Raw genomic sequence first — 21,586 nt, forward strand, 5'->3', positions numbered from 1 at the left:
GGAATTTGTAAAATTTCAGTTTCTCGAAATCTTTAATATTGATACTAAATTTAATCAAAATGTTTGTACTCATAATGATTGAATAAATAATCAACTAAAAAAAATAAAATGTCTTATTTACAAAGCCCTAGGCTCACCTTTTCAGGAAGGTTTCAGTCGGATGTATCCACGGTAAACAATGATCCTAATCATTTCAATAATGCCACATTTCAGTCGAGTTATCAAGAATTTCAAGATGAAAAAAATGCCAATGGTTGGTGGAACCCAACAGGTACAGGTAACTTTAGATTAATAGATCTGAAAATTCAAAGTGTTACCTATTTAGACGGAACTAGTACTAAAGATCCTAAAAAGGATCCCATTATCGGTATGAATATTATGGATACTGATTCAAGGGTTGCTGGAAAAATGGTGGATTTGGATTCACAGCAGCAAATGGTTTCAGAAATATGGGGATTGATCGTTCGTATTGGAAAAGGCGATCAAGTTTATCTTTCAGGTGATTACGATGTAGCAGCTTTTACCAATATTTGGTTTAATAGGTCTACAGATAAATCTCGTGATGCAGCGGCAGCTGCAACTTATCAATCTCAATTGAAAAATTTAGATTGGAAAAATATTGAAACCTCTGGTTCTAGGTATTTAAAAGAGTTAATGCAAACAAGTAAAGAAAAGTTGTCAATACAATTTACCGTGGATAGATATAATGGAGATCATACCTCTCCAGAATTTACACTTGGTAGAATGGTGGGGAGTATCGGACCTGTTTTTGATGATGAACCAATTCATCATATTCAAGGAAGACAGTTGTTTCCAAGTATTCCAACAGTTAATTATGCAATGGCGATAGTGGATGAAAAATTAAGCCAAGTTGTTTTGAATTTATCGAATTCCTTGCAATTTGGAATTGCGCCAGAAGCACCTGTTCAGATAATAGATACTGAAGGAAAAGCAGAACAGATAGCTACTGCCAATGTAGGTATTGTTGAAACAGCGACCATGACATTAGCAATTAATAACGGAACAAAAGAGGATCCGAATTATGTGTTTTTAGGTGCAGTAAATTATACTGATCCAGTCTGGTACGAACAAGATTCGGGAATTTGTACATTTCAACTATCTCCTGAAAATTTAGTCTTGATTCAAAATAATCCATTGGTGATTTTAGATTATTCCTCTACCCAAACAAGTAGTTTAAGCTTGAAACAAACGGTAACGCCGATGCTGGAAGAGAAGAAAAATTATGTGGTTGCAGATACCTATGTTTTTAGGATGAACCCGAATGATGAAGCAACGGTTAAATTTTATGCGACTCAATATGGTAAGCCATTAAAGAATAGTGCTATTGTGTTGAATGATGATACTACAAATTTATTGCAAGGTGCCAATAATCCAATTTTGGGAGTTCCTAAGAATGCTTTAAGTTTTACGGCAGCCACAGAGACAGATTCCAAAGGTATCGCGGAGGTCAAATTAAATGCTTCGGATCCAGGGAATCCAAGAGCGTTTATTGATGGTCAGTTGTATGCGTTGAATTATAGTTTAGAAGGTGAATTTTTTGCAGATTGTAATCCGATAAACTTTATCAGTATTATGGTTTTTGATAATGTAGATGCTGCTGTTGTAAAGAATCCTACTTGGGCTGATTTACAGCCAACAATGCAACAATACTCAAATTTGTATCCAATTATGTCAAGAGGAGTATTCAAATTATCAAATCAAGAGGTAGTCGATGAACATGCTGAAATTCTAAAATTTGTTTTTGGCAAAGAAGTATCTGATCCAAACTATATGCCGGTAACAAGGGATTTGTCTAGAGACAAACAACAGATGATTCTAAACTATTTAGACAGTGTTCTAAGTGAAAAGAAGAAGAACGAAACTATGGAAACAAATTAGAAAAACTTATAGAATATTATGATTTTACTAAAAAACAAAAAGATAGATTCACTTGAGAAATTAAAAGGTGCAATTCAAACAGCAATTGAGTTAGAACATGCTACAATTCCACCATATTTAACTGCAATGTTTTCTCTAGCGAATACAAAAAACACTAAAATAGCTGGGTTAATTCATTCCGTTGTTATTGAAGAAATGCTTCACTTAACTATCGCATGTAACTTATTGAATGCCATAAAAGGCGAGCCTGTTTTGAATAAACCAGAATTTGTTCCAAACTATCCCGGTCCTTTGCCAGGAGGTGTTGAAACAGGTTTAATTGTACCAATTGCAAAATTTTCTAAGAATTTGGTTAAAAATGTTTTTATGGTTATCGAAGAGCCTGAAAATCCTATCGATATTAAATTAAAAGCAAATAATTTAGAGGGAGCTACTAATTTAAAATCACAGCTAGAAGCAAGAGTTGTTATATTAGAAAAGAAAGATTCTTTGACTATTGGTGAGTATTATGAGTATATCACCTTATTATTGGAGATCTATGAAATTATTGCTCAATTAAAAGGAGATACGATTTTTAAAGGTGATGTGACTAAGCAAGTTGTAAACCCTAATTGGTTTCCTGAATCTGAGCTTTTTGCGATAACAGATTTAGCGAGTGCTAAAAGAGCCATTGAAATTATTGTAGATCAAGGTGAGGGTAGTGCGACTGATCCTTTTGTAGATACCGATAATGATGGAGATACACCAAGTGAGCCCGCTCATTATTACAGATTTGCCGAAATTTTTGCAGGAAAAGAATTAGTAAAAGATAGTAATGCTAAAGTGGGATATTCTTACTCAGGTGAAACCATTCCTTTTTATGAAAATGAAGTACCAAATATGACTGAAAATCCTAAAACGAGTAATTATTCCGTTTCATCATTGGCGTACTTGAACAGTAAATTATTTAATTATAATTATACCAATTTATTAAACGGTTTACATGATACGTTTAATGGGGCTCCAGAGAAGTTAAGTAATGCCATGGGATCTATGTATGCATTGCGCTTGTATGCATTAAAACTAATGGCTTTGCCTGATCCTAATAATCCTGGGTTTGTGGCAGGACCAAGCTATGAGTATGTCGTTTCTCAAGATTTAACGGAAAATGAAAAAGCCTCACTAAAAGTTGATTTAGAGCGAGTATCATGATTTTAGCATGATATTTGTTAAACAGAATTAGACTTTTGTTAGTTATTAGTCCGATAGCATGTTTGTTATCGGATTTTTAATAGGGTTTAGAGATGAATGTATAATTTGCTTAAACGATTAAGCAATAGTATATCCTTATAAAATAAAGGATTAGCGTGATGAAATAATAAGTTATAGATTTATTTTGAAAAGCATTTGATTATCTAATAATAAGAAAGTAATTTTAGAAACGGTTGCAGTGGTTATTTTAATTGAATTAAAACAAACTGCAGGCAAATAATATCAAGAAAGAAAGGAATATGTCGGGAATTAATAAAGGAGTGTTTCTAGAAAAAATATTAAGGAATCATTTACCTCAAAAAGAAGAGGAATGGTTAGATTCAAGTCTTCATAAAATTGATAAAGATACAACTGGAAATAAATTTTTATTGTCTTATAGTTTAGTGCAAAGATTTATTACAAAAGAAGCTGTTGCTTATACAGAAAAAGAACTTAAAGAGTTGGATGTTATTTATCCTTCTTTCTGTGGTGAACAATGGAACACACACTCTTTATCAAGAGCGGTGATGATGTCGCGTTTAAAAATAGAAAACAATAAATCAATTCTTCAGAAACTTGAGAATACTGCAAGTGATAAAGAACAAGAAGATTTATATAAAAGTCTTTACTTCCTTGAAAACGCAGAAGATTTTACGAGTTTTATAGAAGAGGGGATTCGAAGTAACGTAATTACGGTATACGATGCTATTGCACATAACAATCCGTTTGCGGCAACGTTTTTGTCTGAGAATAGCTGGAATCAACTTGTTCTAAAAGGGATATTTAATTTTCGCCCTTTATATTTAATTTACAATTTACAGCAACGTAACAATAAGCAATTAGCACTAGTAGCTAATGATTATGTTAAAGAACGCTGGGCGGCAGGTAGAACATTTACTCCAGAACTTTGGCAACTTATGATTGGGACCAATAATGACGAAATGAAAACATCATTAACAAAAGCTAAAAATTCAAGCGATGTTTTAGAAAAGAATGCTGCCACGAAAGTACTAAATATCAATAGTGGATCTGAAATTTATGAAATAGAATTTTGGAATACTATTGGAAAAGAATACATAAACACTACACTATATAATTAAACTTTTACAAATGCATTTTATTGATCCACATATACACATGGTTTCTCGTACTACAGATGATTACGAGGCTATGAGAGCGGCAGGAATTGTTGCTATTATTGAACCCGCTTTTTGGATGGGACAACCGCGAACATCGGTAGGTTCCTTTCAAGATTACTTTAATAGTTTAGTCAATTGGGAACGTTTTAGGGCATCTCAATTCGGAATTAAACATTATTGTACAATCGGACTGAATTCTAAAGAGGCTAATAATGAGGCTTTGGCGGAAGAAGTAATGGAGTTACTTCCGATCTATGCGGCTAAAGAAGGGGTAGTAGCCATTGGAGAAATTGGTTATGATGATCAAACTGCTGCTGAAGATAAATATTTTAGACAGCAGATAGAATTGGCAAAAGAATTGAATCTTCCAATTATGGTCCATACACCACACAGAGATAAAAAGAATGGTACTCTTAGGAGTATGGAGGTAATAAAAGAACATGGTGTTGCTCCAAACATGGTAGTGATAGATCATAACAATGAAGAAACAGTAAAAGATGTTTTGGATCGTGGGTATTGGGCTGCATTTACTATTTACCCTAATACAAAAATGGGGAACGAAAGAATGGTGGAAGTTGTAAAACAATATGGTTCTGAAAGAATCATTGTTGATAGTTCTGCCGATTGGGGAGTGAGTGATCCTTTAGCAGTTCCTAAGACTGCTGCGCTAATGTTAGAAAGAGGTGTTTCTAAAGAAGATATGCACCTTACATGTTATCAAAATGCTTTAGACGTATATGGACAAAGTGGCCAATTTAATGAGGCTGATTGGCTTACAGAAATGAAAATTGAAGAACAGGAATTGTTGAATGGGAATTCCGTGTTACGTGGACAAGAGTTTGTAAAAAAAACATACTCTAATATTATCAAGAACTAACATGAGGTTAGGTAGTTTTATAAAATTAGCTCGTCCGGCAAATATCATCACCGCCATTTCAGATATTGTTGCTGGGTTGGCAATTGCAGGAGTTTTTAATAATGGTTTTGAACAAACATTGTTTAATTCAAGTATGCTTTTGATGATTGCCACGATTGGACTTTATGGTGGAGGAATTGTTTTTAACGATGTTTTTGATTTTGAAGATGATAAAATAAATAGACCAGAACGAGTATTACCAAGAGGTATTATTACAAAAAAAGAGGCTATCTATTTTGGGGTAGTTTTGTTTGTAGTGGGGATAATATGTGCGTTAAATGTATCTGTTTTTAGTGGAGTTTTAGCAGCTATTACTGCTGTTTTGGCTTTGTCTTATGATAAATATGCCAAGCATCATGCTGTATTAGGTCCCATAAATATGGGATTATGTAGAGCAACAAACCTATTGTTAGGAATGAGTATTATTCCTGGGGTAGTTAGCTCTATGTGGTTTATTGGTTTTGTGCCGTTACTATTTGTTGGAGCCATTACCTTGGTTGGTCAAAAAGAAGCACAAGGAAACAATAGAAACGCCATTCTAAAAGCTATATTATTGGACACTTCTGTTGTCTGTTTTTTTATAGTTTTAATATTTAAAGGATACTTAAATACCTATGCAGCGATCCCTTTTTTATTATTTTGGTATGGAATTAACTTGAATGCAAAGATTAAGGCGATAAAAAATAATATTCCAGAAAAGATAATGAAGGCTGTTAAGACAGGTGTGTTGTCTTTAATTCCACTCAATGCTATTTATGTTGCTGGTTTTGCGAATCCGATTCATGGATTATTGCTTTTATGTTTATTGCCTTTGTCTGTTTTGATAGCAAAACGTTATGCAGTAACCTAGAAGGTTGAAGATAAGAATGAGTAGAATGATTATTTAGGTTTGTAAAATATGAATAAAGTAATACAACAAAATTTTGAAGTTAAATTCAATTATAACATTTCTTTTACAGAGGATGTTTTCGGAACAGAGAACCCTTTTTTAAAAGATGTTTTGAATAGTGTTCCAAGTATAGGTACAGCCAAAGTTGTGGTCGTATTAGACAGAGGGATGTTTGTTCATCATAGTTACTTAATAGAGAAGATAAAAAAGTATTTTCAGTCGTATCATAAAAATATAAGTTTACAGGTAACACCTTTAATTGTAGATGGAGGAGAACTTGTTAAAAATAACTGGCAAGCAGTTGAAAGTGTTTTAGAATTACTAAACACTCAAAAAATTGATCGACATTCCTTTATCATCACCGTTGGAGGAGGAGCTGTATTGGATATGGTTGGGTTTGCGAGTGCCATTGCCCATAGAGGGGTTCGTTTGATTAGGATTCCGACAACAGTATTATCACAAAATGACTCTGGAGTTGGGGTAAAGAATTCATTCAATTATTTTGAAAAAAAGAACTTTTTGGGAACTTTCCAACCACCTTTTGCTGTAATTAACGATGCTCGTTTTTTAGATAGTTTATCGGATCGTGATTATCGCTCTGGTATATCTGAAGCAATTAAGGTTGCTTTGATTAAAGATAGCCTGTTTTTTGAATGGATAGAATCTAATGTTAGCCTTTTGAATAAAAGGGATAAAGGGGCTATTGATTATTTGATATTTAGATGTGCCGAATTGCATACAGAGCATATAGCAACGGCAGGAGACCCTTTTGAGCAAGGTTCATCAAGACCGTTGGATTTTGGACATTGGGCCGCTCATAAATTAGAAAACTTAACAAATTATGAGCTAACCCATGGAGAAGCGGTTGCTGTAGGTATCGTTTTAGATAGTTGTTATTCATATTTTAAAGGTTTTATATCGGAAGAAGAGTTGTTAAGGATAGTACGTTGTTTTCATTCATTAAAATTTGAATTGAACCCTTTGTTGCTTTTCAATTCTGACGATCGTTCAAAAATCAATCCTGAATTATTAAGAGGTTTAGAAGAATTTAGAGAACATTTAGGAGGGAAACTAACTATTATGTTATTAAAAGCTATTGGTATAGGAGAGGAAATTAATGAGATGGAGGATTCTAAACTTCATCAATCAGTTGCTTATATTGATCAGTTTGTATCACAATTACAAGGTATATGAGAATAGGAAATGGAGATTTAAGTTATTGCACTAATATTCATGCCGGTGAAACATGGCAAGAAATATTTGATAATTTAAAAACGTATGTGATAGAAGTGAAACATAGAATTTCGCCTCAAGGAGCTTTTGGAGTTGGACTGCGTTTATCAAACCTGGCTGCAGTAGAATTGAGTAAACCTTCCGTTTTATTGGAGTTTAAAGAGTGGCTAACGTTGAACCAATTGTATGTATATACAATGAATGGTTTTCCGTTTGGCAGTTTTCATGACGAAGTGATAAAGGATCAGGTTCATGCACCGGATTGGACAAATGACACGAGAAAGCAATATACAAAGCAGCTGTTCGATATTCTAGGAGAATTGTTGCCAGATTCTATGGAAGGAGGGATCTCAACTTCTCCCATATCCTATAAATTTTGGCATGCTTCTGAGTTAGAATTAGAAATGGCTAAAAGTCAGGCTTGTACCTCCATAATAGAGGTAGTGGAGCATTTAATGAAAATTAAGCTGAGAACAGGTAAGTCTATGCATTTAGATATTGAACCTGAGCCGGATGGAATTATAGAAAACTCCATTGAGTTTGTTCAGTTTTATAATGATTACCTCATAGATAGAGGAGTAAATCAGTTAATGGATCTCGTGAAGTGTACAAAGTCGGAAGCTGAATCAGCAATCCGAGAGCATGTTCAATTGTGTTTTGATATTTGTCATGCTGCTGTGGCTTATGAAAAACCGTTGGAAGTTGTTAATATGATGGAAACGCATCGAATTAAAATAGGAAAATTACAATTAAGCTCTGCTTTGAAATGTAATATGGACGGTGCTTATTCAAGCTTGGAGTTACAAAAGTTCCTACAGGAGTTTTGTGAACCGAATTACCTTCATCAAGCAATCATTAAGTCAAAAGACGGAGAGTATCATAAATTTCCAGATTTAGATGTAGCCATAGAAGCTATGAGTTCATTGAGTTTTGAGGAATTAAGAACGCATTATCATGTACCAATATTTCTTGCAGATTATCAAAAATTGCAATCTACACAAGATGACTTGATAGAAGTTTTACAGTTGTGGAAATTAAGGTCTTTTACAAAGCATCTAGAAATTGAAACATATACTTGGGATGTTTTACCTAATCAAATGCAAACGGATATCACATCAGCAGTAACAAGGGAAATGAAATGGGTTTTGAACCAAATTAAATAATTAGATGAAGCAAACTGTAGTAATAAACGTAGTTGGACTAACTTCAAAGATATTAGAGGACAACAGTCTTTTTATTTCTAAATGGAGCAAAAAAGAAAAAAATGTTGCTACAATTACTCCAGTATTACCTGCAGTTACTTGTACAATGCAAACTACTTATTTAACAGGTAAATCTCCGTCGGAACATGGAATTGTTGGAAATGGATGGTATAACAAAGAACAATCTGAAGTTCAGTTTTGGAAACAATCTAATAAAATAGTAGAAGTACCAAGTTTGTGGGACGATGGTAAAGAAAGGGATGAAAATTTTACTTGTGCTAATATGTTTTGGTGGTATAATATGTATTCATCTGTAGATTATTCTGTTACACCAAGACCGCAATATTGGGCCAATGGTTTGAAAAAGCCAGATTGCTATAGTGTTCCTACTGGTTTAAGGGATGAATTGCAGGATAAGTTTGGTGTTTTTCCTTTGTTTGATTTTTGGGGCCCCAGAACAACGATAAAATCAAGTCAATGGATTGCAGATGCCTCAGTATATGTGCATGAAAAATACAATCCTACTTTACAGTTAATTTATTTGCCTCATTTGGACTATTGCTTTCAAAAATACAAAGCTGATTCTTATGACGTAAAAAAGGATATCAAGGAAATAGATGATCTGCTTAAAAATTTGATCCAGTATTATGAATCGAAAAATGTAAAGCCTATTGTCCTTTCTGAATATGGTATTTCTCCTGTAGATTCTCCAATTCATTTGAATAGAGTACTCCGTGATTCTGGATTGTTGCAGGTACGTACTGAAAATAATAAAGAATTATTAGATGCAGGTGCAAGTCAGGCTTTTGCGGTAGCAGACCATCAAGTTGCACATGTATATTGTACTCCGGAAGTAGAGGAAAAAGTGTATCAACTATTGCTTCACATAGATGGGGTGGAGGAAGTTTTAAATAAAAAAGAACAAGTACAAAGAAAATTATGGCATAAAGAACGTTCAGGGACTTTTATGGTAGTAGCCAAAAAGAATTCTTGGTTTACCTATTATTATTGGAAAAATGATAAGCAGGCACCTGATTTTGCTAGAACGGTTGCGATTCATGATAAGCCTGGCTATGATCCTGTTGAGATGTTTTTAGATACAGATAAGACGGCTGTTAAACTTCAAGTAGTAGCTAAATTATTACTAAAAAAAATGGGATTCAGAGTTTTATTTGATTTTATCCCTTTAAAAGGAGAGATGATTCAAGGGTCACACGGTAGGATAAATGTACCAAAGAATGAGCTGCCTATTCTTATTTCAGAAGATAATCATGATAAGACTATTGAAGCGATAGCTGTTAAAAATGTAATACTTTCTAGTGTATTTCACTAATTAATTGTGGAGTATTAAGAGTTAAGATAAAACCACTCTAAAGTCAAAAAGTCTACTAGAGTGGTTTGTTTTTGAATTATACAAAGGAGTTTTTCGAAAAATTCCTAAGTTTAAGAACCTTTAAAAAGCCTGCGGATAAGAAGAGTCCCATAGAGATATATGTATTCATAAAGGATAGAAATATACCGGCCAAACAAACGAAGGCACAACTGAAATCTATTGTTTTTTTACTTAGCATTTCAGACACCTTCGATTCTTTACCATGGATTTTAATAATGTAACTTCTTAAAAGCATAAATGACAATTGGCTCATCAATAAAATAAAACCATAGAGTAATACAGGAGTAATATCTGTATGGTGGTTTCCCTCACCAATCCAACTAGTTGAAAAGGGTATTAAAGAAAGCCAAAAAAGCAATAATAGATTTACCCACAATACCTTACCATCTATTTTTTCAACAATTTTAAAGAGTTGATGGTGGTTGACCCAATAAATGCTTACATAAAGAAAGCTCACAAAATACCCAATGAATTTAGGGACAACCTCATAAAACCCAACTAAAGTATATTCATTGGGTGCTTTTAAATCTAAAACCATAATTGTGATGATAATAGCTATTACCCCATCACTAAAAGCTTCTAGTCTAGATGATGTCATTTTGAAAAATTAATAAGTTCCTACCTCTAAAACCTCGTGTCCATATTTTTTCGAATATGCTTGAATTTCTTCAAAGTCATCAGAATCAACTTCTGTTAATTTATCGAAAAAGTCAAATGTTCCTGATGGGGTAAATGTACCAATCAAACGACCTTCGGTATCTCCAACATTTGTGAATTTGTGAGCTACACCTCGTGGTAAATAAATGAACGTTCCTACGGGTGCATCATAAACTGTTTCGTCAACCTGAAAAGTGAATGTTCCTTCAGTTACTTGTAAACTTTCATCGTTTTTATGGTGAATATGTAATGGGGCACCTTGTTTCGCAGGTACTACCAATTCAAAATAATCTAAATACTCACCGGTAACACTTTTTTCTGTTTTGTAGATAGCATCAAATCCTGTAATCTTTGTTGTTTTTCCTTCGTTCGGCTTTAATATTCTTGTTTCGCTCATGATATAAATTTTTATTTTTTAATTGGAAATCTTTTCAATAATTCATCAAATCCATTTTGATAAAACTCAGATATAGCATCTTCTTTGTAGTAAAAAGTGGCAACCCATTGCACAATAGAGGTTCCTCCTTTGATATCGAATACTCTTAGATCTGAATAATAGTTATGGATGGCTTCTCCCCATTCTCCAGCATGCCATTTGTATCGGTAATGGAAATTTTCATTATCCATCATTACCAATTCTTCAATAGCTTTTGGTTGCCCCGGAAATGTTAAAAGTCTTCTTATTTCCCTTGTTTCTGTTTGTTCTTTTAAAACATTTAATTCTGTAATATCTGGATGCCATTCATGGATGGTAAAAAAACCACCGATAACATTCCAAATTTCCTCCGCAGAGGCTCCTAATTCGATAGATTGTACTACGCGCCAATCTTTGTAACCAATTTCTGTCATATTATTTTTTATTTATTAAGTTTTTAAAAAAAGAAAGGCTAGGGGCGAAAAAATATTCACCTCCACGTACCTTGATTAAATCTTGAAAGCCAAACTCGGATTCTATTAACTTGTCACCGATTTTAATTTTCCATTGTTTTGATTGATTGTCAATCGTTGTGTTCTGCCCGGATGTTATTGGGTCGGTACCAATTCCTTTAATAGGGAAATTAGGGTTGTCTGACCAGCCGGTTTGCGTTACCAAAAATTGTTGTTCAATATCGCTTTGACAAGAAAGAAAAAGGAGTCCTGCATCTGTCCATTCTTTATCTGGGGTCAGGTTTTTGTCTCCATAACTGATACCTCTTCTTGTAATTCGTTTGCTTCTTTCGTTGAATATAGGAACACCATTTCGTACCGCCGTATCACCCCTAGGATTGGTTTTTCTAATATGGGATTGAAATGGACATTTGAATCCATGGGTATCATTAGCGAAATTGAAATTATTGGGGATTTCACCAGTATCAGAGGTAATGTTTTCATCCAAAGGAGCTCCATTTTTATGTCTTCCAATTGCTAATGCAGCGGCAAACTCTTCACTTACTTTTGAATTTGTTGCTTTTGATAAAAGGTCTGAGAATTGTTTGGCTTGCTCTTTAAACCCTTTTATATTTTGTTGAAGTTTTCTGTAAACGAAATAGCTTCCGTAACTTCTTTCAGCGAATACACCTCCTGGGTCTTCTGTGGCTACTAATCCAAACGAACCTGTCGGGTTGTATTTGTCAACTTCCTGTAAGCGCTCCATATCAGATTTGAAATAAACAGGGTTACTAACCCCATCTGCAAAACCAAAGTGTTCTATAGTGGTATCATTTTTATTTTTTAAAACATAGCCATTTTCAACACCAAGAATTTCACCAGTACCCGCTAATAGCTCTTTTAGTTTTTTTACCTCATCGCAAAGAGTGTTATCTGCTATCACAGCATTCGTTTGAGAGCTTCCATAGCCATAAATGATTAATAGATCAATATTGTTTTGGAATGTTGTTTCCCATGATTCTATCGTATCGTTTAATGGATTCTTTGTTCTAGCATGTACTCCTTTAGGGCCAGTGTCATATTGAAATTCTGTATCTTTCATCCCAGCCACAAATGCTTTGTCATCTGGGATGTATTTTGCATCAACTCCAAGTGCTTTATAGGCGGTATGACTTAACAAAAAACCAGTAAAAATGTGTTCTTTGCCGTTTTCTTTGTGATCAATTGAGGTTTGATGTTGTGTGTATGCTGATGTGATTTTGGGAGCTAAGGCGTTTAAAAATTTTCTATTTCGATGAATGTCATCGCCTAATTTTAAAAATACATGCTTTGAATAGGCACGACCATGACTTTTCAAAATATTTCCCTGAATATCCTCAAAAACATCTTTTAGTCCCGGATCTTCAATATCTAAATTAGTTTGGCTTAATTTTAATACTGATTTTTGTGATTCTTGGCAGTTTGACATGTGACTATTTGTAATAGTTTCGGTCGTCAGGTGCCTCATTTGTAGTAAATGTTTTTTGATACTCCGGACTATAGACATTTAGAATTTTATAGGTTCCCGATGTTTTCCATGAGCCTTCTGTCCAAGAACCATCGTCATTTAGCGATTTTTCTACCTTTTGAGATTGAATTAATACTCTTCCCCAAAACAACCACTTACCATTGATGTTATGAGCAAAATAAACTCTAACTGGATCTATTTGAAAAATACGAGCACTTGGTTTATTTTTAAATTCGAAAATTCTACCTTCCACATCTTTCAGTGTGACAGGGTTGACTTGGTGTTTCTCTAAGTTAAAAATTTCAACAGGGAAGCCTTGTTCCTCTGTTAGTTGTAATGTGTCATTGATTTCGACAAAACTTCCCATAATATATTTTTTGAGTTTTTATTTTTTATTTGGATTATAACATTCTAAAACAAGGACCGTATGTTTCTCCTTTAGTGTTATTAGGTATAGGTGTTTGCATTAGTGGAATTGCATATTTTTCTAGTTTAAACATAACCTCGATAGCATTTACCAAGGCCGCTTGTCCACGTCCCCCGATAGCCCAAGCATTTTCAAGTAATTTCACTAAATCTGTATAAGCTATATCAAACTCTCTAATAAGGTGCCATACTTTTTCATCAACATCTTCTTTTTGATAGCCACCATCAGGTATTCTGGCAGTTTTATAGGCATCAGGTCTAGGCAGCTCCTCTTTGAAATAAAACTTGTTGTTTTCTTCAATTATTTTTTTGCCTTGAAAAACCTCCCAGAATCTGTAAAAATGAGCAAGATTATCCATTCCGGTACTTTCCGGACCAACATCTTCAGATCCTTCTCCTTGTTCCTTAATCATGTCAATTGCTTTAGATACACTTGTTGCATCTGCCATTACCCACCATGATAAAGGCCCTGCTAATTGTCTTTCCACATCCATTTCTGGCTGTAGTTCTTGGAAAAGCTCATTAATTCGATCATATAGTTGACCTATTGTGGTGTTGTGAATATGATTGGTGTTAGCTTTTCCCGGTGTCCCATCAGCGTTGTATAAACCGCAAAGTTTTACAAGTTCGCCTGTTTCGTAATCATAGATGTCCGCAACGGCATCTGGTAATTCAATTTCTATAAAGTTTCTAAGTGAACGGTCACTCAACCCTTCTAAATGTAAAAACAAATCAGGATGAACCCCTCCTGGTAAGCCTGAGGGAAATTTTAATCCAAATTTCGGATCATAAATTCTTGGTTCTCCACCAATTCCAACAATCATATTACAAACCATTGCCATATGAAGCATTTCTTCTTGAAATATGTTTCTGATGGATTTGGCTACTTCACAGTTGTTGTCTTTGATAGACCACATGGCTTGTAAGTAGATAGGGATAGTAGCAAATTCTAATATTACCGCACTATTTAATAATTCTTTTAAGACAAATAATTTATCCTCATGAATGTCTTCAACGGATTTAGAATGATTTATTAATTCATTTATGTTGTTAGTTCGAAAGGCTTTTTCTTGAAAGGAATTTTGATATATTTCGGGTGTTGCAATCATGTATTTGAGTGTTTATTGACTAATTAAATGTTCTACGAGCCTAAATGATAAGGCAGTAAGTGTAAGTGTTGGGTTAACTGCGGATCCTGTAGGGAAAGCAGCATTGGAACAAATAAATAAATTATCTGTATTGTGTACTTTCATATATTTATCGGTGACACTATTTTCTGGAGAAGTTCCCATACGAGCAGTTCCCGTTGTGTGATGTCCTCCGGGTTTATCTACTTTTGAAGAGATGATTTCTAGCCCCATTTTAGTGATAACATCTTCTAGTAGTTTTAACCGATCATTAGCATTTTTTGTTTCCTCCTCAGTTCTGCTAAAATGAACTGATGTTTGGGGTAGGCCAAAACGATCCGTACCTTCTTTAGCTATCAGTCTATTTGAAAATTTACCTTTTTCTTCTAGGAAAGCTTGTAAATTGATTTTCATTTCACCGTATACAACTCGATCTATTTCTTCTCTTGATTTACCATCAATCATTAGTTGAGCAATATCTGTATCTGGTGTAGTTCTGTTTTTAAACATGAAAATTTTACCTTTTTTCTGATGTTCTTTAGTGTTGTAACTGTGAGACATTAGCGTAGGGAAATCGTATTCTTGAAACCAACCATTTGGGTTTGATTTTGCCTTACCCACTACATTTAACATAGAATGTGATACCACATATCTACCTACTAAATCATGATCGTTTCCGATACCTTCTGTCCAGTATTTACTTTTCGAAGCCATCAATAATTTTGGTACGTTATAAGCACCAGATGCAACTATTATTTTGTTACCATACACTGTGATCTCCTCACCGTTCAGATTATTTGTGTAACTAACGGACTCGATAGTGTTTTTACTTTTTACATTAATTTGATGAACAGGAGCGTTTGTTCGGACTTCAAAATTCACAAATCTTTTATCGTTTTTTAAATCATCAAGTATATATTGAGCGCTAAACCTTCCTCCAATAGGGCAGTATTTACAGCTTCCGGTAGTCATGCATTTTCTGTACCTTGCGATAGGCATTTTGCCCGATTTTATTTTTTCTTTTGTTCCAGGGTTTAGGTCACCTTCTTGGTATGTTACATCGAGTTGTTCCCAGGCTTTTATCATTTCGCCATCTGCTGCAGTCCAAAGAAATGGAGGTACAGGGTAGGGTTTTGATCTAGGAAACCAATTTTCAGAAGCATCACCACATACAGATAAATACGCTTCGGCTTTATTGTAATAATGTTCAAGGTCTTCATAATTAATTGGCCAATCGGCGCCTTCTCCGGTATTAGAAAAAAGATTAAAATCTTCTGGCTTAAATCTTAGACACCAAGCTCCCCAGTGCATAGTAGAACCACCGTATGCTTTTACTCGAACACCTTCTGTTTGATACTCAATATTTCCTGTGCTTTCTGCTTCCCATTTTTGATCATAAGTATACGTGTAAGGTCGTTCTCCTTTTGTAATATAGTCCCACCAAAAACGACGATCTTTTGCAATAATTTCAGGTCCAGCCTCAAGAATTAAAATGGACGTGTCGTGTTTGTGTTCTAGCAATCCTTTGGCTATCGTAGCAGCAGCAACACCGGCTCCCACAATGATATAATCAAAATTTTCATTCATGGTTGTTATCTTTGTTTTTTGGTTGGTATGCTCTTACCTTTGATTCTCGGTTGTAGCGAGTTCCGCTTAAAAAACCATGATAGTTTTTACCTTTTTCTCCGCCATATTTATTCCCCCAACTTTTAAAGCCACCTGCTGTGATCTGCATCCGGATAAATTCGTTTACAACATAAATTTTACAATGAGCCAATCTGGTAGTGGGAGGTAAATCGTTATCAACACCACTCTCAAAAAATAATCTCTTAAAAGCTTCTTCAGTACCATAAATTGATTTTAACTCATTTATTACGTATAATGCATTTACGTACTCTCCGGTATAATTTGGAGCATTTTCTGTTTTTGCTTTGATCATTTCATACCAAGAACTCCGTTGGTTGTTTGAGTTGTAGATGGTGTTGGACCAATTGCTTCCAATTGCTTCAAAAAGTTCCCATAAAGCTTCTTTGTTGGTGTGAGTAAGATGTTGACCTTCAGCGAATATTAATTCGGATTTTAGTTTGTCGTTGCAGACATCTCCACCTATTTGCTGCTCCTTTGTTTTTTTCATAAATTTTTATTTAGAAGAAATCTTTAATTAACTGAATAATTCACGTTCCATATGATGTTGAGTCCCTTCCTTGAAATATATATCTGTCCATGAATTGGATTCAAATAAATAGTCACTAAATAAAGATTCGTCTAAACCTTGATTTGCCATTTGATCTCTAAATTCAAAATGGTTGAACAAACGCACAAATTCAGTCAAATAAATGTCTACGACATTTGTATCTCCTTTTATAATGATCATGTTTTCATCATTATTTTTTGTAGAGGCTTCTGAAAAGTTTGCAGATCCCGTAATTAAGGTCGGGTTATCTGTTAGAGGGTCAACTAGTAGATATTTGGTGTGTAGGTATTTAACATGATCGTTTAATCCTGTTAAGTGTTCAGATTCCCAGCCTTTTAAACCTTCTTCTTTAATTTCTTCTTTATTTAAAACTGCACCAAGGGCAATTCTATTATTGGAGGTATCTTTAAACTTGTCAAAAGTATTTCCCTGGTGTTCTAGTAAAATGTAACGTAAGGATTCATCTTCCTTACTCATGATTTCAGCAAACTCTTGGTTTACCCCAAATGCAGCTGTAAAACCGATAGATTCGTTGGCATCCTTAATTTGATTACCGTACCAATCTAAAATACTTAAATCTGGTCTTGGACTAAATATTGGCGTGATTCCTTGATTGAGTTCAGAAGTTGGAGTAGGTGTGTGAGCATGATTTTCTGGTCTGATGTCTTTCATTTGAGGATCCTTTGATAACCGAGTCCAGTAATCAAAATAATCTTGCGCAATCTTTTTGTCTCTAACGATATGTCCAACGTTAGACTGACCAAATATTCCTCCTCTCGTAAAGTTGGTTGAGCCCATCCAAACTTCAGTGGGTGTTCCTTTGTGTAATAAAACAATAAATTTATTATGTTTTATAGAAGCATTTGAGCTCCTAGGAATCATGTGCTTTTCAATACCTGGTACTTTTGCTACAGCTTTATCAGTGTTTTCCCAAGGTCCTCGTTTAGAGCGATCATAAATAATTTTTACTTCAGCACCTCTTTTTGTAGCATCAGATAGGGCCTGGATTACCGGTACGTGGTCAAACTCATAGGCTGCGACATGCAAAGCATAGTTGGAATCTTTTGCATTGTTAATAAAAGAAAGCATAGCTTCTTCTAAGCCACGTGATAGCCATTTATAAGCTTCATTATTGGGGAATTTATCTGGACTTTGATTGTTGAACTTTCTTGCATAGGCTTGTCCAACAGTTCCACGATTAAAAAAAACACCATGAGTACCTTCGTCAGGGTTTTCTGTAGATATTTTGATGTCTATTGGAGCTCCTTTATCCATTTTTTCAGGACTTCCGTACACAGGCCTTGCCGAATAAGAATATGTTGTATTGGGTTTTGCGGTATAATCTCCCCAAAGAAATGCTTGAATTAATTCCTTGTCATCAATTTTTCCTTTGTTTTTAAACTCTTTAACTCCTGTCAGTTTTTTTACTTTTCCAGTAGTAATGTCTTTACGACTTAAATAAAATCCTAATAGGTTTTCTCTAGCTTGTGTATTTACGTTCAAGCAAAGTAATACCACATGTGTACCACTTATTAGGTGCATTGAAACCCCATTAATTTCTTTTCTTGATCTCATAACTTTATTTTTAAGATTATAAGCATACCATCATATCGATTATGGGTGTATTACTTATTTTACTTTAAGGGTAACAATTTTAAAAACTTAAAAAAGGATAATCAATCCCCAATAAAATTGGTATTTCCTTATCCGTATATATTAGGAGTTGTTAAAAATAAATAGTTGGTTGATTTAAGTGGTTTTAAAATTTAGCTATTATTTTATATATATGTAATTCAGTGCTTTAGTGTGTTATGGTTAGTGTTTTTTTACTAGCTATATCTAACTAGTGTAAATTAGCTGTGTTTTTATAGAATTTTACAAATAGAAACTGGGATAGAAAAGAGCTATGGATTAACAAATGTTAATCAAAAAAAATCCCATCTAAAAAGATGGGATTTAATATACTTAGAATTGTTTTTTTAAACGCTTACAATTTTCGCATATTCCATAAAATAGGAATCGAGTGAATTTAATTTTGGTGTCATTTTTTGTGCATATAGTACAAATTGACATTTCGTGATGCTTGGTGTGATCGAGAGCAAGGTTGAAAATGCAGTGCGTTGAGAAAGAAAGTCTGCATCATCAATATTAAACAACATCAATGAAGATGTACTTACTCCATTTGCCAATAAGAGTTTGTTTAAGGTTTGTGGTGTTGCAATAAGAACATCTACACCTTCAAAAATTTCAGATTTCAACAAGTCTATATGAGATTTTTCATCCGCATAATATACCCGCAAGCTATTGTATCTTGTATATGCTGAGAAGGTGTCATATAGCGTATTTGCTTTGTCTCTATTTTCAACAATAACAATTGCTCTAGGAGCTGTACCTACCGCTTCACATTTTAGTTTGTGCATGGTAGTTAGGATTAAAGTAGTTGTTTTCCCTGATTCAGCAGGACCAGTGCAGAAAACATTGGCACCACTTTTAATTACAGGGATGCTTTTTATTTGAAATTTTGTTGGTTCCGAAATTTCTAAATTTTCTAACAATTCTTTGATCGTTGTATGAAGCTTTTTAAAAGGCATTGGAAGTGCTGACATGGGCAAAATATTGTGAGTAATTTTTAAAAGAACAAAGATATACTATCTAGCTTTTAAATAACATATGAGCATTCTGATTAATCAAGAAAAATTTTAATTTAATTTTCTTACTTGTTCCGTTTGTATGCGTGAAATTTCTTCTAATTGATTCGATTCATATAATTGTCCAAGATGCTCTAGGTTAGTCCCTATTAAGGCTTTGAAATTGACGTAGTCTTGAAAAATAATTCCTGAAACGTTCCTTCTGTTGTAAGCAGCTCTGAAGCGAATTCCTCCGTTGTTAGTTTTATAGCTATAGGCTAAATAATCTATAAGATGATTTTTTTTATTGATCCAGTAAACAAACTGATCGTCATAATCTTCGCCGCCACCTTCTTTTAAAAAGGTAATTTTCAGTAATTCATATTCTTGTTCTTGAATAGTAGTACTTCCAATGTGTTTTTTGATTACTGAAGCGTCTCCAAGTTTATGTGGCAAGGTTGCAAAATAGATCACAGAGTTTAAACTATTCAAAGCACTGTTTGATTTTTCTTCTTTGAGCGTTATTATCTTGTTGTTCGTATATCTTGAGAATTTACCATTTTCCAGAATATCTTTGGTGATGGAATTTTTATTCGAACTAGTTTTTGAGTAAGTATAGGTACTGTTTTGATTCTGAAATTCATAACGGTTCCCTCTAAAAACAAAAGAATAATGGGCATGATTATAAAGTTCACCACCATGTGCTTTCATCGTTAGGTTAAAAATACTATCGGCTTTTGATAGTTTCGGAACAACGACATTTTGAACGTTTTTTTTGTGGTGAGATTTTTGTTGTTCACAGGCAAACAATGATGCAATGCTTATGGATAGAGCTAAAATCTTTAATGTTTTCATATAGCAATATTTAGGAGTTTTTTCTTAGAGTAAAAATTCAACTAAATATAGTTGAGTGCTTAGCTAAAGATACATTAATCAAATTTAGCATAAAACTTACCTTTCCATTTCCCTTGAACACGCATAATTTGCTCAATTACATCTCTAGCGCAGCCTTCGCCACCTTTTTTAGGAGAAACGTATTTTGATATTTTTTTGATTTCAGGTGCCGCATCGTTGGGAGCACAGGCAAATCCAACTTTTTCCATAACCGGATAATCAGGTACATCGTCTCCCATATACAGAACATTTTCAGGAGTTAAATTGAATTTTTCAATTAGCTCTTCGTAAACTTTTATTTTGTCATGCACACCTAAATGAATTTCTGTAACCCCAAGTCCTTGTAGTCTTGTCCTGACACTTTCACTAGAGCCACCAGAAATAATACATACATTGAAACCAGCATCTACTGCAGATTTTAAAGCATATCCATCTTTTATATTCATTTGACGTACCAATTCACCGTTAGGAAAAATTGTAACGATTCCATTGGTTAATACACCATCTACATCAAAGATAAAAGTATCGATTTGAGGCATTAATTCTTTATAACTTATTTCCATCTATTTGGGTATTTAAAATTGCTTCAGTGAGCAAGTTGTATATTTCTGTTTCTTCTTTTTTGAGCTCTTTTTTGTGAGCTGCAATAGTTTCTTTGTCGTTTCTAATGGCAGGTCCTGTTTGTGCTTGCGAAGGCGATAAGGTTTCCATTTTATCAGCTGTTTCTTGAATCAGCGGGATTAAAACTTCAAACGGTATTTTATTTTCAAGACATATTTTTTCACCAATCCCATACATGTAATTGACAAAATTATTTACAAACACAGCTGCTACATGTAGTTTCTTTCTCTGTTTGCTAGTCATTGGATAGACTTTTTCAGAAATAGCTGTGGCAAGTTTCTCTAAAATAAAATAGTCTTGTTTGTTATTCGTCTCAAGACACAAAGGAATTGTGTTGAAATTAACGTTTTTCTCTTTTGTAAAAGACTGTAGCGGGTAAAACACACCTCTGTTATTTGAGGCGAGTACATCCATTTCTGTGGCACCACTTGTATGAACAATCAATCCAGGTAGGTCGCCTAGTTTTAAAGATATGTCTGCAATTACATTATCGCTTGTTGCAATGATATAAATGTCGGCAATTTTCACATCTTCTATGGTATCTGTGATTGGAGCGAATTTTTCTAACTTCTGGATATTGGATAAGGTTCTGTTGTAAACTTGCATTAATTCAATATGTTCATTTTTCGCAAAAGTATTTGCTAAATGAAATGCAAGATTCCCGCCACCAAGTAAAACAACACGTACCATGCAGCGAATATACAAAGCAATCCTATTTTTAGGAAAGGAATTTGTACTTTTGATTATGCGAATTATTAAATCACC

At 34.1% G+C, this 21,586-nt stretch carries 21 protein-coding genes; 8 read left to right on the forward strand and 13 right to left on the reverse strand.

The features are described 5' to 3' along the window. The first annotated feature begins 108 nt into the window (after nt 1–108). The 8 genes from AC2DGP_RS03290 (at nt 109) to AC2DGP_RS03325 (ending at nt 9,841) form a co-directional block, all read left to right on the forward strand. Nucleotides 109–1,899: a hypothetical protein gene (locus AC2DGP_RS03290; protein ID WP_484491607.1), complete on the forward strand. Its 1,791-nt coding sequence runs from the start codon at nt 109–111 to the stop codon at nt 1,897–1,899. 18 nt (nt 1,900–1,917) lie between these two features. Next, nucleotides 1,918–3,090, forward strand: a complete 1,173-nt coding sequence (locus AC2DGP_RS03295) for a ferritin-like domain-containing protein (RefSeq protein WP_484491608.1) — start codon at nt 1,918–1,920, stop codon at nt 3,088–3,090. A gap of 299 nt (nt 3,091–3,389) precedes the next feature. Next, nucleotides 3,390–4,229, forward strand: a complete 840-nt coding sequence (locus AC2DGP_RS03300; protein ID WP_484491609.1) for an EboA domain-containing protein — start codon at nt 3,390–3,392, stop codon at nt 4,227–4,229. Nucleotides 4,230–4,239: 10 nt separating this feature from the next. Further along, entirely contained in the window at nt 4,240–5,145 is a 906-nt protein-coding gene (locus tag AC2DGP_RS03305; RefSeq protein WP_484491610.1) for a TatD family hydrolase, read from the forward strand. A gap of 1 nt (nt 5,146) precedes the next feature. After that, entirely contained in the window at nt 5,147–6,034 is an 888-nt protein-coding gene (gene eboC, locus AC2DGP_RS03310) for a UbiA-like protein EboC (protein ID WP_484491611.1), read from the forward strand. Between the two features lie 48 nt (nt 6,035–6,082). Further along, on the forward strand, nt 6,083–7,267 hold the full coding sequence (locus AC2DGP_RS03315; RefSeq protein ID WP_484491612.1) for a 3-dehydroquinate synthase: 1,185 nt from the start codon (nt 6,083–6,085) through the stop codon (nt 7,265–7,267). Further along, the gene (gene eboE / locus AC2DGP_RS03320; RefSeq protein WP_484491613.1) at nt 7,264–8,469 is read left to right on the forward strand and encodes a metabolite traffic protein EboE; all 1,206 of its coding nucleotides are present in this window, start codon (nt 7,264–7,266) and stop codon (nt 8,467–8,469) included. The genes AC2DGP_RS03315 and eboE overlap by 4 nt, the downstream gene beginning before the upstream one ends. A 4-nt stretch (nt 8,470–8,473) precedes the next feature. After that, nucleotides 8,474–9,841: an alkaline phosphatase family protein gene (locus tag AC2DGP_RS03325; RefSeq protein WP_484491614.1), complete on the forward strand. Its 1,368-nt coding sequence runs from the start codon at nt 8,474–8,476 to the stop codon at nt 9,839–9,841. A gap of 76 nt (nt 9,842–9,917) precedes the next feature. On the opposite strand, the gene AC2DGP_RS03330 is transcribed toward AC2DGP_RS03325, so the two are convergent. The 13 genes from AC2DGP_RS03330 to AC2DGP_RS03390 form a co-directional block, all read right to left on the reverse strand. Then, on the reverse strand, nt 9,918–10,499 hold the full coding sequence (locus tag AC2DGP_RS03330; protein ID WP_484491615.1) for a TMEM175 family protein: 582 nt from the start codon (nt 10,497–10,499) through the stop codon (nt 9,918–9,920). A gap of 9 nt (nt 10,500–10,508) precedes the next feature. Next, entirely contained in the window at nt 10,509–10,955 is a 447-nt protein-coding gene (locus AC2DGP_RS03335; protein WP_484491616.1) for a cupin domain-containing protein, read from the reverse strand. 11 nt (nt 10,956–10,966) lie between these two features. Next, nucleotides 10,967–11,407: an SRPBCC family protein gene (locus tag AC2DGP_RS03340; protein ID WP_484491617.1), complete on the reverse strand. Its 441-nt coding sequence runs from the start codon at nt 11,405–11,407 to the stop codon at nt 10,967–10,969. Between the two features lies 1 nt (nt 11,408). Beyond that, nucleotides 11,409–12,893, reverse strand: a complete 1,485-nt coding sequence (locus AC2DGP_RS03345) for a Dyp-type peroxidase (protein WP_484491618.1) — start codon at nt 12,891–12,893, stop codon at nt 11,409–11,411. Between the two features lie 4 nt (nt 12,894–12,897). Next, a complete protein-coding gene (locus AC2DGP_RS03350; RefSeq protein ID WP_484491619.1) occupies nt 12,898–13,299 on the reverse strand; it encodes a hypothetical protein in 402 nt (133 codons plus the stop codon). A 34-nt stretch (nt 13,300–13,333) separates the two neighbouring features. Then, nucleotides 13,334–14,467 carry a ferritin-like domain-containing protein gene (locus tag AC2DGP_RS03355; RefSeq protein WP_484491620.1) on the reverse strand — a complete coding sequence of 378 codons (1,134 nt, stop codon included), beginning with the start codon at nt 14,465–14,467 and terminating at the stop codon, nt 13,334–13,336. Nucleotides 14,468–14,479: 12 nt separating this feature from the next. Beyond that, the gene (locus AC2DGP_RS03360) at nt 14,480–16,072 is read right to left on the reverse strand and encodes a GMC oxidoreductase (protein WP_484491621.1); all 1,593 of its coding nucleotides are present in this window, start codon (nt 16,070–16,072) and stop codon (nt 14,480–14,482) included. Beyond that, nucleotides 16,065–16,619, reverse strand: a complete 555-nt coding sequence (locus AC2DGP_RS03365) for a hypothetical protein (protein WP_484491622.1) — start codon at nt 16,617–16,619, stop codon at nt 16,065–16,067. Before AC2DGP_RS03365 ends, AC2DGP_RS03360 begins: the two co-directional genes overlap by 8 nt. Before the next feature lie 27 nt (nt 16,620–16,646). Continuing rightward, complete coding sequence (locus tag AC2DGP_RS03370; RefSeq protein ID WP_484491623.1) at nt 16,647–18,254, reverse strand: phospholipase D-like domain-containing protein; 1,608 nt, start codon at nt 18,252–18,254, stop codon at nt 16,647–16,649. Nucleotides 18,255–18,658: 404 nt separating this feature from the next. Continuing rightward, nucleotides 18,659–19,285: a DEAD/DEAH box helicase gene (locus tag AC2DGP_RS03375; RefSeq protein WP_484491624.1), complete on the reverse strand. Its 627-nt coding sequence runs from the start codon at nt 19,283–19,285 to the stop codon at nt 18,659–18,661. A 93-nt stretch (nt 19,286–19,378) separates the two neighbouring features. After that, entirely contained in the window at nt 19,379–20,161 is a 783-nt protein-coding gene (locus tag AC2DGP_RS03380; RefSeq protein WP_484491625.1) for a DUF6503 family protein, read from the reverse strand. A 74-nt stretch (nt 20,162–20,235) separates the two neighbouring features. Further along, on the reverse strand, nt 20,236–20,763 hold the full coding sequence (locus tag AC2DGP_RS03385; protein WP_484491626.1) for a KdsC family phosphatase: 528 nt from the start codon (nt 20,761–20,763) through the stop codon (nt 20,236–20,238). Further along, nucleotides 20,747–21,511, reverse strand: a complete 765-nt coding sequence (locus tag AC2DGP_RS03390) for a Rossmann-like and DUF2520 domain-containing protein (RefSeq protein WP_484491627.1) — start codon at nt 21,509–21,511, stop codon at nt 20,747–20,749. Before AC2DGP_RS03390 ends, AC2DGP_RS03385 begins: the two co-directional genes overlap by 17 nt. Between the last annotated feature and the right edge of the window lie 75 nt (nt 21,512–21,586).

This window comes from Flavicella sp. IMCC45537, assembly GCF_057197705.1.